Origin of the sequence: Paraburkholderia sp. BR14312, assembly GCF_040948675.1 — a bacterium.
In the GTDB taxonomy this organism is placed as follows: Bacteria; Pseudomonadota; Gammaproteobacteria; order Burkholderiales; family Burkholderiaceae; genus Paraburkholderia; species Paraburkholderia nodosa_A.
Window position 1 is genome coordinate 195,588 of sequence record NZ_JBFPKI010000004.1, and the last position, 13,609, is coordinate 209,196.

Genomic DNA, 13,609 nt, shown 5'->3' on the forward strand with positions numbered 1-13,609 from the left:
CTCCTGTTTCGCGTTGGACCAAAAAACCATTCTAGCGCGTAGGGACGGAGCGGGCTGGACGGTCCGGACAAGGTGAAACCGGACGTGCGCGATGGATGGGGCGGCACAAAGGGCGGGTTGCATTGAAATGGTGCATGCGAGGTGTTTTGCACCATAATGAAGAGAGATTCGCGCGCCAAATTCGGGATTGCACGAATTTGGTGCCGATGAGCCGCCACGGTGGCGGCTCCGTAAAAGCGCGGCGCACGATTTTTGACCCCAAGTGCGTGTCGCGAAAGGGATTTGCGCCACGTTGGCGCATGCATGGCACGGAAGCTGCTTTATACGTCTCGATCGATTCGCAGCCGGCCAGCCAGGGCAGCAGGGCAGACCCGGGAAAGAGGCGGCCGGCGGGGATCAAACAAGATTGGGACGGCGGCAGCGTTCGCCGAAATCGTTAATCAGGAGAATAGGTTATGAGTAAATCCGTGGCCGACGTCATGCAACTCGTCAAGGACGAAGACGTCAAGTTTGTCGACTTCCGCTTCACGGACACGCGCGGCAAGGAGCAGCACGTTTCGGTTCCGCTGTCGGCATTCGACGAAGACAAGTTCGAGTCGGGTCATGCGTTTGACGGTTCGTCGATCGCCGGCTGGAAGGGCATCGAAGCCTCGGACATGTTGCTCGTGCCGGACCCGAACACGGCCTTCATCGACCCGTTCTACGAAGAATCGACGCTCGTGCTGACCTGCGACGTGGTCGAGCCGGCCGACGGCAAGGGCTACGAGCGCGACCCGCGTTCGCTCGCCAAGCGCGCTGAAGCCTACCTGAAGAGCACGGGCCTCGGCGACACCGCCTTCTTCGGTCCGGAGCCGGAATTCTTCATTTTCGATTCGGTCCAGTGGAACACGGATCAATCGGGCTGCTTCGTGAAGATCGGCTCGGATGAAGCACCGTGGTCGTCGGGCCGCGAAATCGAAGGCGGCAACACGGGTCACCGTCCGGGCACGAAGGGCGGCTACTTCCCGGTCGCACCGGTCGACACGTTCCAGGACATCCGCTCGGAAATGTGTCTGCTGCTCGAGCAGATCGGCATTCCGGTCGAAGTGCACCACCACGAAGTGGCGGGCCAGGGCCAGAACGAAATCGGCACGAAGTTCTCGACGCTGGTTCAGCGCGCGGACTGGACGCAGCAACTGAAGTACATCGTCCACAACGTCGCGCACACGTACGGCAAGACGGCGACGTTCATGCCGAAGCCGGTCGTCGGCGACAACGGTTCGGGCATGCACGTTCACCAGTCGATCTGGAAGGACGGCCAGAACCTGTTCGCGGGCAACGGCTACGCTGGTCTGTCGGAATTCGCGCTGTTCTACATCGGCGGCATCATCAAGCACGCTCGCGCGCTGAACGCCATCACGAACCCGGGTACGAACTCGTACAAGCGTCTCGTGCCGCACTTCGAAGCGCCGGTCAAGCTCGCTTACTCGGCACGCAATCGTTCGGCATCGATCCGTATTCCGCACGTGTCGAACCCGAAGGGCCGCCGTATCGAAACGCGCTTCCCGGATCCGCTCGCCAACCCGTACCTGTGCTTCTCGGCACTGATGATGGCAGGTCTGGACGGCGTGCAGAACAAGATCCATCCGGGCGAAGCCGCCGACAAGAACCTGTACGACCTGCCGCCGGAAGAGGATGCAAAGATCCCGACCGTCTGCGCCGGCCTCGACCAGGCTCTCGAAGCGCTCGACAAGGATCGCGAGTTCCTGACGCGCGGTGGTGTGTTCACCGACGGCATGATCGACGCGTACCTCGCGCTGAAGGAAAGCGAACTGCAACGCGTGCGTATGACGACGCACCCGGTCGAGTTCGAACTGTACTACTCGCTGTAATTGGCGATGGCGCTTCGCTGCCTGCTACACAGCGAAGCGCCGGTTCAGTTTCTTCGACTCGCAGGACGCGTGCGCGTTGGGTCTCCAAGGGACGGCGGTGCCGTCCCTTTTTCGTTGGGACGCCTGTCGCTCGTCGACGAGACGTATCGACCCGCTAGTTGACCAGCGCATTGACCAGAACTAACGACCAGGACCGTTGCTGGCGCGCCGCATGGCGTCCGGCCTGAAACATGGTGCTCAAGAATCTGATCAGGGCAAGAAAGGGCCACGCCGAACCGCTCTCCGACGACGCGCCGCTCGTCGAGTCGGGCCTGCTGCCCGGCTTCGAGGCGCTGCCCACGGTCGTGCTCGTGCTCGACAAGCGCACATTGCGCGTTGCCTTCGCGAATCCGTCGGCGGAGGCGATGCTCGATCTGTCGCGCCGTCAGCTCGCGCAGATGGGGTGGTCCGATCTCTTCTCGAATGCGGACGAGCTGCTTTCGACGATCGCGTCGATCGCCGAGCATCGCTTTCACGCGACGCGGCTCGACGCTTCGCTGGAACGCCCCGGACGCGAGCCGCTGAACGTGCATGTGGTCGTGGGCTTTCTCGAAAGCACGCCCGATTACGTGCTGCTCGAACTCTTCGAGAACGAGCGGCATCTGCGCAGCGACCGCGAGGAGCGTATTCACGACCTCACGGCCGTGAACAAGCATCTGATCCGCAATCTCGCGCACGAGATCAAGAATCCGCTCGGCGGTATTCGCGGCGCGGCGCAGTTGCTCGAATTCGAGCTCGGTGCGCTGGAGCGCGACGAGCTGCGCGAGTACACGCAGGTGATCATCAAGGAGTCGGACCGCCTGCAGACGCTCGTCGACCGGTTGCTGGAGCCGCACCGGCATCCGCATATCGTCGGCGACGTGAACATTCACGAAGTATGCGAGCGCGTGCGCGCCGTGATCCTCGCGGAGTTCCCGCGCGGCCTCACCATCGAGCGCGACTACGACGTGAGCGTGCCCGACCTGCGCGGCGACAAGGAGCAGTTGATCCAGGCACTGCTGAACATCGTGCGCAACGCGGCGCAGGCGCTGCGCGAACGCATTTCGCAGGGCGACGCGCGCATTGAATTGCGCACGCGCATTGCGCGCAAGGTCACGATTTCCAAACGCTTGTGCAAGCTGGCACTGGACTTGCATATCACTGACAACGGACCCGGCATTCCCGAGGAGATTCGCGACCGCATCTTCTATCCGCTCGTCTCCGGACGCGAGGATGGCAGCGGTCTCGGCCTCACGCTCGCGCAGACGTTCGTCCAGCAGCACGACGGATTGATCGAAGTGGATAGCCGGCCGGGACACACCGAGTTTCAGATACTGCTGCCGCTTGAAAGTTGAATCGATAGCTAGACCTGAATTGAGATTTACCGATACCGCACGCCACCAGGACTTCTGAACGAACTTATGAAGCCGATCTGGATAGTAGACGACGACCAATCGATACGCTGGGTGCTAGAAAAGGCCCTTGCCCGCGAGAACTTCGCTACCCGAAGCTTTTCGAACGTGCGCGAAGCCGCGAGCGCGCTCGATCACGACAGCCCGCAGGTGCTCGTCTCCGACATCCGCATGCCGGGCGGCTCGGGCCTCGAGCTGCTGCAAACCGTGCGTGAGCGCGTGCCGGGCTTGCCCGTCATCATCATGACGGCGTTCTCCGACCTCGACAGCGCCGTTGCCGCATTTCAGGGCGGCGCGTTCGAGTATCTCGCCAAGCCGTTCGACGTCGACAAGGCCGTCGAGCTGATTCGCCGCGCCGTGGACGAAAGCATGCGGGGCGAGCAGCAGTGGGACGAGCGTCCCGCCGAAGCGCCCGAGATGCTCGGCCAGGCGCCGGCCATGCAGGACATGTTTCGCGCCATCGGGCGGCTTTCGCATTCGGCGGCCACCGTGCTCATCACCGGCGAGTCTGGCACCGGAAAGGAGCTTGTCGCGCGCGCCTTGCACCGACATAGCCCACGCGCGAACGGTCCGTTCATCGCGCTGAACACTGCGGCGATCCCGAAGGATCTTCTGGAATCCGAACTGTTCGGCCACGAGCGCGGTGCGTTCACCGGCGCGCAGGCCATGCGCCAGGGCCGCTTCGAGCAGGCCGAGAACGGCACGCTGTTCCTCGACGAAATCGGCGACATGCCGTTCGACCTGCAAACGCGCCTCTTGCGTGTGCTCTCCGATGGGCAGTTCTACCGCGTGGGCGGGCACAACCCGCTGCGTGCGAACGTGCGCGTGATCGCCGCGACGCACCAGAACCTCGAAACGCGTGTGCGCCAGGGGCTGTTCCGTGAGGACTTGTATCACCGGCTCAACGTGATTCGGCTGCGTTTGCCTGCGCTGCGCGAACGCAGCGAGGACATTCCGCTGCTCACGCGCCACTTTCTCCAGAAGAGCGCGCGCGAGCTGGGCGTGGAGCCCAAGCGCGTGTCGGACGAGGCGCTCGCGTGGATGTCGTCGCTACCGTTTCCCGGCAATGTGCGTCAGCTCGAGAATCTCGCGAACTGGCTCACCGTGATGGCGCCCGCGCAGACCATCGAGATCAAGGATCTGCCGCCTGACCTCGTGCCTGCGCACGGCTCCGCGGGAGCGGTGGTGCATCTCGCCGATGCTTCGGCCGCCTCCGAAGTGGGCGCGGCGGCCAATGGCGCGGGCGGCGTTTCGCCGGTTGCGGGCGCCGTGGCCGGCGCGGGCTTGCCCGGCGTGATCGGCGGCGTGGTGTTCGGCACGCCCGCGTTCGGTGCGTCCAACGGCGCCGTTGCCGCAGTCTCGGCGCTGAGCGTGTGGGAGAGCGGTCTGCGCACGGAAGTCGCGCGTCTGTTGCGCGAAAACAGCGCCGACGTCATGGACGAACTCTCGCGCCGCTTCGAAGCCGCCGTGATCCGAGAGGCGCTCGACTTCACGCGCGGGCGCAAGGTCGAGGCGGCCGAGCGTCTTGGTATCGGCCGCAACACCATCACGCGCAAGATCCAGGAACTCAATCTGGAATGAGCGCGTACTAGCTTGTGGCACCGGGCCGGTCTCGCGTCACGCGAGCCGGCCCGGCGCGCAGTGCATCGGCGCGCACACAGGGCATAATCGACGCTGTTTTCCTGTCGACGACCGATCATGCCCGTGACTTCTCCCTGGCCCACCGAGGCCGATCCGTTCCTTTCGCTCGAATCACTCGACGACCCTGCCGTCATGGCCTGGGTCGAATCGCAGAACGCGCGCACGCGCGCCGCGTGGCAAGGTGGTGCGCGCTTCGAGGCGCTCGAGAAGCGCCTCGCGCAGGCCTACCTGCCGCGCGAGCGGCCCGTGATCCCGAGCCGCTGGCAGGAATGGGCCTACGATCTCTGGGAGGACGAAGACAATCCCAAGGGCCTGTGGCGCCGCGCGCTTTGGGCCGACTGGCGCGCCCACGAGCCGCAGTGGCAAACGCTCATCGACTTCGACGCGCTCGGCGCGAAAGAAGGCATGCCATGGGTGTGCGCCGGCATCGACATCCTCTACCCTGACGGCGACCGCGCGCTGATCCAGCTTTCCGATGGCGGCTCCGATGCGGTCATCGTGCGCGAGTTCGACATCGTGAAGCGCGAATTCCTCGGCGATGGTTTCGCCATCGCGAAGGAAGGCAAGCACATCATTTCGTGGATCGATCGCGATACCGTGTACCTGGGATGGGACGCGGGCGGCAAGAGCGGCAAGAAGATGCTCACGCGCTCGGGCTATCCGCGCGAGGTGCGCCGCTGGACGCGCGGCACCGCGCTCGCCGACGCACCCGTGGTGTTCAGCGGCGAGTTCGACGACATCAGCGTGGAGGGCGACTACGATCCGGTCGAGAAGCGTCACGACGTGGTGCGCAGTGTCGACTTCTTCGATTCATACACCTATCGTCTCGATGAGCGCGGCGACTGGCAGGTGTACGACGTGCCTACGCATGTCTCGGTCGGCGCGTGGCACGGCTGGCTGCTGCTCGAGCCGCGCCTCGACTGGAGCGTTGCGGGCGTGACGTACAAGGGCGGTGCGTTGCTCGTGATCCGCGAAGACGCTTTCCTCGCGGGCGATCGCGCGTTCACGACGCTCTTCACGCCCACGCCGGTTACGTCGGCGTGCGACTGGACCAATACGCTCAACGTCTTGATCGTCTCCTGGCTCGATGATGTGGAAAGCCGCACGATGCTATGGCAGCCGCAGCAGGACGATGGCGCATGGCGATGGGAGTCGCGCGTGTTTCCTGCGCGTGCGAGTTCGCAGGTGGATGTCTCGCCCATCGAAGACACGCTCAACGACGAGGTATTCGTCGATGTCGACGACTACTTGCTGCCGCCCGAATACTGGCTCGCCGATCTCGCGCAAACCGATCTCCAGCAGTGGGAATTGCTCGACCGCTGGCCCACACAGTTCGATTCCGGCCCGCTCGCGGTGGTCCGCTCGCACGCGCGCTCGGCGGACGGCACGAGCGTCCCGTTTACCGTGATCGGCCCGAAGGCCGTACTCGAAGGCGAGTCGCGCAAGGCGTCGCCGTGCCTGCTCACGGGCTACGGCGGCTTCGCCATCGCGCTCACGCCGCAATACCTCGTCGGCTCGGGCATTGGCTGGCTGGAGCAGGGTGGCGTGGTGGCGATCGCGCACATCCGCGGCGGCGGCGAGTACGGCACCGCCTGGCACGTCGAGGCGCAGCGCGAGCATCGCCAGCGCTCGTTCGACGACTTCATCGCGGTGGCTGAGCAGTTGATCGCCGAAGGCTACACGAGCGCCGCGCAACTGGGCATCAAGGGCGGCAGCAATGGCGGGCTCCTCGTGGGCGCGTGCATGGTGCAGCGCCCCGAGCTGTTCGGCGCCGTGGTGTGTGAGGTGCCGCTGCTCGACATGCTGCGCTACCCGCTGCTGCATGCGGGTGCGTCATGGATCGACGAATATGGCGATCCTGAGGATGCCGAAGAGTCGCGTGCGTTGGCCGCCTATTCGCCTTACCACCATGTGAAGCCCGGTGTCGTGTATCCGCCGTCGCTGTTCACGACTTCGACGAGCGACGACCGCGTGCACCCCTCACACGCGCGCAAGATGGTCGCGCGCATGGAGCAGCAGGGGCATGCGAATGTCTGGTATCTGGAGAACACCGAAGGCGGCCACGGCCCCGGCAGCGATTCGCTCGAGCGCGCGGAGTATGACGCGCTCGTTTATCGCTTTCTGTGGACTACGCTCGCAGGGAACTGGTAAGGCGCGCGTTTAGCCCGCGATATCGAGCGTGGCGATCACCGGCGTGTGATCGGACGGTTGTTCCCATTTGCGCGGCACCTTGTCGACTTCACACGCGGTGAGGTGCCCGGCAAGCGCGGGCGAGAGCAGGATATGGTCGATGCGCAAGCCCGCATTGCGGCGAAACGCGAACATGCGATAGTCCCACCACGTGAAGAGCTTTTCGGGCTGCTCGAACTGGCGGAACGCATCGACGAAACCCAGTTCGATCAGGCGGCGAAACTGCGCGCGCTCTTCGGGCGAGACGAGGTTCTGGCCTTCCCAGGCCTTCGGATCGTGCACGTCGCGGTCTTCGGGCGCGATGTTGTAGTCGCCGAGCAGCGCGAGTTTCGGGTAGCGCTGCATCTCCTGCGCGAGCCAGTCGTGCATGGCGTCGAGCCATTGCAGCTTGTACGCGAACTTTTCGGTGCCGGGCGCCTGGCCGTTGGGGAAATACGCGCTCACCACGCGCACGTCGCCGATGGTCGTGGCGATCACGCGCTGCTGTGGATCTTCGAAGCCCGGAATGTTGCGCACGACCGTGGCCTCGTCGACGAACAGGCCCTCGCGCACGAGGATGCCCACGCCGTTATAGGTCTTCTGGCCCGCGAACCAGCTGCGATAGCCGTGCGCCTCGAGTTCGGCACGCGGGAACTTGTCGTCGGTGAGCTTGAGTTCCTGGAGGCAGAGCACGTCGGTCTTGCTCTCGTTGAGCCAGTCGATGACGTGCTGCAGACGGACCTTGAGGGAGTTGACGTTCCACGTTGCGATTTTCATGTGAGGCTCGATAGGGTGACGGTGTGCATTCGGTGCACTTGGCCGCCATTATCGCCTGCTTCGCCAGGCGGGCAACAGTTGCCTCACCATTGCTCGAGCCACGGCCGCAGATCGAGTTCGTGTGTCCACGCATCGCGCGGCTGCTGGTGCAGCGTCCAGTAGGCGTCGGCGATGTGCTCCGGGTTCAGGATGCCGTCGCGTTCCTTGAGCTTGTAGCGCTCGGGAAAATTCTCGCGGATGAACTCGGTATCGATCGCGCCATCGACAATGATCTGCCCGACGTGAATGCCCTGCGGCCCGAGTTCGCGCGCCATCGACTGGGCGAGGGCGCGCAGCGCGTGCTTCGCGCCCGCGAACGCCGCGAAGCCTTCGCGCCCGCGCAGGCTCGCGGTCGCGCCCGTGAAGAAGATCGAACCGCGCTCGCGCGGCAGCATCACTTTTGCGGCTTCGCGACCCATCAAAAACCCGGCGAAGCAGGCCATTTCCCAGACTTTCTGATAGACGCGCGCCGTGGTTTCGGTAATGCCGAAGCGCACGTTCGCGCCGATATTGAAGATCGCCACCTCGATCGGCGCGATGCGCGTTTCGATCTCCGAGAAGAGCGCGATCATGTCCTCTTCCTTGCGCGCGTCCGAGCCGAAGGCGTGCGCTTCGCCGCCCTCGGCTTCGATCTGTGCGACGAGCGGCGCGAGCTTGTCGGCATTGCGGCGCGTCACGCACGCAATGTAGCCCTCGCGTGCGAAGCGGCGCGCGATGGCGCCTCCGGTGGCATCGCCTGCGCCGATTACCAGTACGGCTTTCTTTTGCGTCATGGTGCTTGTCTCACTGTCGATTGCAGCGGCCCGGTTTCAGGTATCTTAGGACGTCGGCGCGCTCGGGCAAAGGTGCGCGAATTCACATAAGGGAGACTCGATGGCTGACATCAAGGTGCAGTTTCTGTTCGACTTCGGCAGTCCTAACGCTTACCTGTGCCACAAGGTGATCGGCGGCATCGAAGCGCGCCGGCAGGTGCGTTTCGAGTATGTGCCGATCCTGCTTGGCGGCCTGTTCAAGCTGAGCGGCAATCGCTCGCCGGCCGAGGCGTTCGCGGACATCGAAAACAAGCGCAAGTTCATGATGCTCGAGATGCGGCGCTTCATTGAGCGGCATGGGCTGAGCGCTTATCGGCCCAATCCGCACTTCCCGGTGAATACATTGCAGATCATGCGCGGCGCGATTGCGGCGCAGCGCTTCGGCACGTTCGAGCGCTACGTGGACCGCATGTTCGCGCACATGTGGGAAGAGGGCCTCGAGATGGACGACCCCGCCGTGATCCGCGCGGCGCTGGAGGCGGACGGCCTCGATGCCACGGCATTCGAAACGGCGATTCAGGACGCCGATGTGAAAGCCGCGCTGCTTGCGAACACGCAGTCGGCGTTCGAGCGCGGCGCATTTGGTTCGCCGACGTTCTTCGTCGGCGAGGAAATGTACTTCGGCAAGGACCAATTGCGCGACGTCGAAGAGGAGATCGCGCGCGTGAAGTCGCACGCGTAAAAGGCGTTGCATCACGAGGCGAGGCGGATGCGGCATGATCGCTCCCGCCTCGCGCTGCGCATCAGAGCGCGGCTTGTTCTACGGATTGTTGCTCGGCTAGCGGCGCGCTCACCACACCGAGACGCGCGCGCGCCGCCTCGTATTCGCGCTTCAAACGCGCGATGAGTTCAGCCGCAGGCACGATGCTCTTTACCGCGCCGATGCCTTGGCCCGAGCCCCAGATGTCCTTCCACGGCTTCACGCGGGTCGAGCCGAAATTCATCGCCGACGGATCCGACTGCGGCAGCGCCTCCGGATCGAGACCGCTCGCCACGATGCTCTGGCGCAGATAGTTGCCGTGCACGCCCGTGAAGAGATTCGAGTACACGATATCGCCCGCGCTCCCTTCGACGATCATCTGCTTGTAGGCGTCGACGGCATTCGCTTCATGCGTGGCGATGAACGCCGAGCCGATATAGGCGAGATCGGCGCCCGCCGCCTGCGCCGCGAGAATCGCGTTGCCGTTGCCGATCGCGCCCGACAGCAGCAGCGGGCCGTCGAACCATTCGCGAATTTCGTGGATGAGGGCGAACGGCGAGAGTGTGCCCGCATGGCCGCCTGCGCCGGCGGCCACGGCGATCAGGCCGTCCGCGCCTTTCTCGATGGCCTTCTTCGCGAACGTGTTGTTGATCACGTCGTGCAGCACGATGCCGCCCCATGCGTGGATCGCGTGGTTGACCTCTTCGCGCGCGCCAAGCGACGTGATGACGATCGGCACCTTGTATTGGGCGCACACGCCAAGGTCGTGCTCGAGGCGGTCGTTCGACTTGTGCACGATCTGGTTGACCGCGAAAGGTGCCGCCGGGGCGTCCGGATGCTTCGCGTTGTACTCGGCGAGCTCGTTGGTGATGCGGTCGAGCCATTCGCCCAGCACGTGCTCCGGCCGTGCGTTGAGCGCGGGGAACGAGCCGACGACGCCCGCCTTGCACTGGGCGATCACGAGATCGGGATTCGAAATGATGAAGAGGGGCGAGCCGACGACCGGAATCGACAGGCCGCGGCGCAGCACGGCGGGCAGGGACATCCATATCTCCTAGACTGGGGGGCGCCGGGTGCGGCTGCCCTCGCGTGATTCGATGCGCCGGCGTGCGCGCCGGCTGGCAGGCTCAAACATAGCAAAGCCGTCGAAACTATGCAACCAGTTGCATAGCGGGAAAATTCGATCCGCAACAGATCCGGTATCGGGCGAGGCGTGGTTTAGAATCGCCGCATGTCGACGCCGCATGCCATCCTCATCGCCTTGCTGGAAAAGCCTTCGTCGGGCTACGACCTCGCGCGCCGCTTCGATCGCGCAATCGGCTACTTCTGGCACGCCACCCATCAGCAGATCTATCGCGAGTTGGGCCGCATGGTCGACGCGGGATGGGTGTCGGTCATCGAGGACGAGACGGCCGCCGCGTCGCGCAAGAAGGTGTATTGCGTATTGCCGGTCGGGCGGGATGAGGTGGCGCGCTGGGTGCGCGAGACCGCGCTCGACCTCGACTCGCGCAACGTGTTTCTGCTCAAGCTGCGCGCCGATGCCGTGATCGGGCCGCTTGGCCTCGCCGAGGAACTCGCGCGGCTCATCGAAGAAAATCGTGCACGGCTCGCGACGTATCGGGAGATCGAGCAGCGCGATTTCGGCGCGGCGTCGCTCACGCGCGGGCAGCAGTTGCAGTACGCGATCCTCAAGGCGGGCATTCATACGCAGGAGATGTGGCTCGCCTGGGCGGAAGAGGTGCGCACGCTGGTGGAACCTGTGCAGGCACAGTGATGTGCCAGGTTGTCCGAAGGAATTCTCGTGTCGCGTTTGCTTGCCGACGGTGTCCGAACGCGCCATGTTTCAGTCATGTGAAAAAGACTCTTGACGCAGAAGCGCGTGCACCCTATAATTCTTTTCTCTGACGGACGCGGGGTGGAGCAGTCTGGCAGCTCGTCGGGCTCATAACCCGAAGGTCGTAGGTTCAAATCCTACCCCCGCAACCAAACGTCTGAAGCAGCAAGGCCTCGTGCCAATCAATGAACCCGCTCCAAGCGGGTTTTTTGTTTTCTGCATCTCGAAGCAGCCACGAGCGTCATAGCGCTAAGCACCTGCCTCGCTTCCAATCGCCCAATCCACCGCAGCCTGCGCGTGCAACGCGGTCGTGTCGAACACCGGCAGGGCAGAATCGTTCTGCCCGATGAGCAGCGTGATTTCCGTGCAGCCGAGAATGACCGCCTGCGCGCCGCGTGCCGCGAGGTCATCGATCACGCGCTGATACACGCGCCGCGACTGCGCCTCGACGTTGCCGTGACACAGCTCGTCGTAGATGATCCGATGCACGTCCGCGCGATCGTGTTCGTTCGGCACGATCGCTTCGATGCCGTGCGCCTCGCGCAGTCGTCCCACGTAGAAGTCCTGTTCCATCGTGTAGCGCGTGCCGAGCAGGCCCGCGCGCGTGAAGCCCGCGGCGCGCAACGCCTGGCCGGTCGGGTCCGCGATATGCAGGAAGGGGATCGAAATCGTCGCCTCGATTGCCGCGCGCACGCGGTGCATCGTGTTCGTCGCGAGCAGCACGATCTCGGCGCCCCCGCATTCGAGCTGTTGCGCGGCCTCGGCCATCTGCACGCCTAGCGCGTCCCAGTCGCCCGCGCGCTGGAGCGCTTCGACCTGCGCGAAGTCTACGGTCACCATCAGGCTGCGCGCGTTGTGATGGCCGCCCAGACGCGCCTTGGCGTGGCGGTTCAGCAGCCGGTAATACTCGGCCGACGATTCCCAACTCATCCCCCCAATCACCCCGATTGTCTTCATCGATTCGTTCCTCACGCTCGTGGCCTGTTCAGTCCGCACGAGTATAGGCCCGCGCAGCCAGCAGTCCAGAGACGGTCCGGCCGATCCGAAGCGGTACGGGAGCCGACAAAGGGCGCGGACACTTGTCTTGAAAATAATACTGTGTTTTTGTACAGTATCGGGACCGTGACCTCGCCTTCTTCCGACCTCGCGCCGCCGCCGGCACCCGACCCGGGGCGCACCGCCGCCGCACTTGCCGCCGCCGCTCGCAAGATCATCCATTGCGACTGCGACTGCGACTGCTTCTATGCGTCGGTCGAAATGCGCGACGACCCCTCGTTGCGCGGCCGTCCGCTCGCGGTGGGCGGCCGGCCCGACCAGCGCGGCGTGGTCGCCACCTGCAACTACGAGGCGCGGCGCTTCGGCATTCATTCGGCGATGTCCTCGGCGCTCGCCATGCGCAAGTGTCCCGAGCTCTTGATCCTGCCCACGGCGATGGAGAAGTACCGCACCGCCTCGCGCGCGATCATGGCGATCTACCGGGACTACACGCCCGACGTCGAACCGCTCTCGCTCGACGAAGCCTATCTCGACGTCACCCGCGCCTCGCGCTGCAAAGGCAGCGCCACGCTGATCGCCGAGGAAATACGCGCGCGCGTGCGCGAAACCGTGGGCGTGACGGTATCGGCCGGTGTCGCGCCGAACAAGTTCATCGCCAAGATCGCCTCGGACTGGAACAAGCCCGATGGCCTCTTCGTCGTGCGTCCGCCTGAAGTCGATGCCTTCATCGCTGCACTGCCCGTACGCAAGATTCACGGCGTCGGCAAGGTCACGGCAGCGAAGCTCGAAAACCTCGGGCTCACCACGTGCGCGCACCTGCGCACATGGTCGCTGTTCGATCTGCATCGGCATTTCGGCGTGTTCGGCAAGCGGCTCTACGAACTCGCGCGCGGCCTGGACGACCGGCCCGTGCGCGCCGATCAGGAGCGCAAGTCGGTGAGCGTCGAGACGACCTACGTGGACGATCTGCTCACGCTCGAAGCGTGCAGCGAGGAGCTGAAGCGTCTTGCAGTGCAGCTCGACGCGCGCATCGAACGCGCGGGTTGCGCGCACGCCGTGCGCAAGCTCTTCGTGAAGATCCGCTTCGCCGACTTCCAGCGCACGACGGTCGAGTGTGTGGCCAGTTCCACCGATGTGCGCACCCTGCTGCTGATGCTCGAAAAGGGGCTCGCGCGACGCAAGCTGGCGGTGCGGCTGCTCGGCGTGGGCGTGCGGCTCGAAGAGGAGAGCCCGGCGTTGCGCGGGCAGTTCGCGCTTTTCGACGACGACCCAGCGGAAGACGATGGCCCGAACGCGCTCGTGTGACGCCTTCGCGTGGAGGGGGCCACGCCGCTGGCGGC

Annotated in this window: 11 protein-coding genes and 1 tRNA gene; 8 read left to right on the plus strand and 4 right to left on the minus strand. The window is 64.5% G+C overall.

Features of this window, described 5'->3' with window-relative positions; translation table 11 throughout:
* Positions 1 to 455: 455 nt before the first annotated feature.
* From glnA to AB3X98_RS13015, 4 genes are all read left to right on the plus strand, one after another.
* On the plus strand, positions 456 to 1,871 hold the full coding sequence (glnA, locus tag AB3X98_RS13000) for a type I glutamate--ammonia ligase (RefSeq protein WP_042264808.1): 1,416 nt from the start codon (positions 456 to 458) through the stop codon (positions 1,869 to 1,871).
* Positions 1,872 to 2,101: 230 nt separating this feature from the next.
* Positions 2,102 to 3,244, plus strand: a complete 1,143-nt coding sequence (gene glnL, locus AB3X98_RS13005; protein ID WP_069268150.1) for a nitrogen regulation protein NR(II) — start codon at positions 2,102 to 2,104, stop codon at positions 3,242 to 3,244.
* A gap of 66 nt (positions 3,245 to 3,310) precedes the next feature.
* On the plus strand, positions 3,311 to 4,882 hold the full coding sequence (gene ntrC, locus AB3X98_RS13010; protein ID WP_368606285.1) for a nitrogen regulation protein NR(I): 1,572 nt from the start codon (positions 3,311 to 3,313) through the stop codon (positions 4,880 to 4,882).
* 117 nt (positions 4,883 to 4,999) lie between these two features.
* Entirely contained in the window at positions 5,000 to 7,093 is a 2,094-nt protein-coding gene (locus AB3X98_RS13015) for a prolyl oligopeptidase family protein (RefSeq protein ID WP_368606284.1), read from the plus strand.
* A gap of 9 nt (positions 7,094 to 7,102) precedes the next feature.
* On the opposite strand, the gene xth is transcribed toward AB3X98_RS13015, so the two are convergent.
* Both xth and AB3X98_RS13025 read right to left on the minus strand, forming a co-directional pair.
* Positions 7,103 to 7,888 (minus strand): exodeoxyribonuclease III, encoded by a 786-nt coding sequence (gene xth, locus AB3X98_RS13020; RefSeq protein WP_368606283.1) that lies wholly within the window; start codon positions 7,886 to 7,888, stop codon positions 7,103 to 7,105.
* Positions 7,889 to 7,971: 83 nt separating this feature from the next.
* A complete protein-coding gene (locus AB3X98_RS13025) occupies positions 7,972 to 8,700 on the minus strand; it encodes an SDR family oxidoreductase (RefSeq protein ID WP_368606282.1) in 729 nt (242 codons plus the stop codon).
* Between the two features lie 100 nt (positions 8,701 to 8,800).
* On the opposite strand from AB3X98_RS13025, the gene AB3X98_RS13030 reads away from it, so the two are divergent.
* Positions 8,801 to 9,421, plus strand: coding sequence for a 2-hydroxychromene-2-carboxylate isomerase (locus AB3X98_RS13030; protein ID WP_368606281.1), 621 nt, complete (start codon positions 8,801 to 8,803; stop codon positions 9,419 to 9,421).
* Positions 9,422 to 9,482: 61 nt separating this feature from the next.
* On the opposite strand, the gene AB3X98_RS13035 is transcribed toward AB3X98_RS13030, so the two are convergent.
* Positions 9,483 to 10,484: an NAD(P)H-dependent flavin oxidoreductase gene (locus AB3X98_RS13035; RefSeq protein WP_368606280.1), complete on the minus strand. Its 1,002-nt coding sequence runs from the start codon at positions 10,482 to 10,484 to the stop codon at positions 9,483 to 9,485.
* Between the two features lie 186 nt (positions 10,485 to 10,670).
* Between AB3X98_RS13035 and AB3X98_RS13040 the strand changes: the two genes are divergently transcribed.
* Both AB3X98_RS13040 and AB3X98_RS13045 read left to right on the plus strand, forming a co-directional pair.
* Positions 10,671 to 11,213, plus strand: coding sequence for a PadR family transcriptional regulator (locus tag AB3X98_RS13040; RefSeq protein ID WP_368606279.1), 543 nt, complete (start codon positions 10,671 to 10,673; stop codon positions 11,211 to 11,213).
* 135 nt (positions 11,214 to 11,348) lie between these two features.
* Positions 11,349 to 11,425 (plus strand) — tRNA-Met (locus tag AB3X98_RS13045).
* A gap of 97 nt (positions 11,426 to 11,522) precedes the next feature.
* Here AB3X98_RS13045 and AB3X98_RS13050 read toward each other — a convergent pair.
* A complete protein-coding gene (locus AB3X98_RS13050; protein ID WP_368606278.1) occupies positions 11,523 to 12,230 on the minus strand; it encodes an aspartate/glutamate racemase family protein in 708 nt (235 codons plus the stop codon).
* A 165-nt stretch (positions 12,231 to 12,395) separates the two neighbouring features.
* Between AB3X98_RS13050 and dinB the strand changes: the two genes are divergently transcribed.
* Entirely contained in the window at positions 12,396 to 13,574 is a 1,179-nt protein-coding gene (dinB, locus tag AB3X98_RS13055) for a DNA polymerase IV (protein ID WP_368606277.1), read from the plus strand.
* Positions 13,575 to 13,609: the final 35 nt, after the last annotated feature.

Excerpts from the sequence above, each read along its gene's own strand:
- glnA (WP_042264808.1), top strand. The coding sequence starts at position 456 with ATGAGTAAATCCGTGGCCGACGTCATGCAACTCGTCAAGGACGAAGAC.
- glnL (WP_069268150.1), top strand. The coding sequence starts at position 2,102 with ATGGTGCTCAAGAATCTGATCAGGGCAAGAAAGGGCCACGCCGAACCG.
- ntrC (WP_368606285.1), top strand. The coding sequence starts at position 3,311 with ATGAAGCCGATCTGGATAGTAGACGACGACCAATCGATACGCTGGGTG.
- AB3X98_RS13015 (WP_368606284.1), top strand. The coding sequence starts at position 5,000 with ATGCCCGTGACTTCTCCCTGGCCCACCGAGGCCGATCCGTTCCTTTCG.
- xth (WP_368606283.1), bottom strand. The coding sequence starts at position 7,888 with ATGAAAATCGCAACGTGGAACGTCAACTCCCTCAAGGTCCGTCTGCAG.
- AB3X98_RS13025 (WP_368606282.1), bottom strand. The coding sequence starts at position 8,700 with ATGACGCAAAAGAAAGCCGTACTGGTAATCGGCGCAGGCGATGCCACC.
- AB3X98_RS13030 (WP_368606281.1), top strand. The coding sequence starts at position 8,801 with ATGGCTGACATCAAGGTGCAGTTTCTGTTCGACTTCGGCAGTCCTAAC.
- AB3X98_RS13035 (WP_368606280.1), bottom strand. The coding sequence starts at position 10,484 with ATGTCCCTGCCCGCCGTGCTGCGCCGCGGCCTGTCGATTCCGGTCGTC.
- AB3X98_RS13040 (WP_368606279.1), top strand. The coding sequence starts at position 10,671 with ATGTCGACGCCGCATGCCATCCTCATCGCCTTGCTGGAAAAGCCTTCG.
- AB3X98_RS13050 (WP_368606278.1), bottom strand. The coding sequence starts at position 12,230 with ATGAAGACAATCGGGGTGATTGGGGGGATGAGTTGGGAATCGTCGGCC.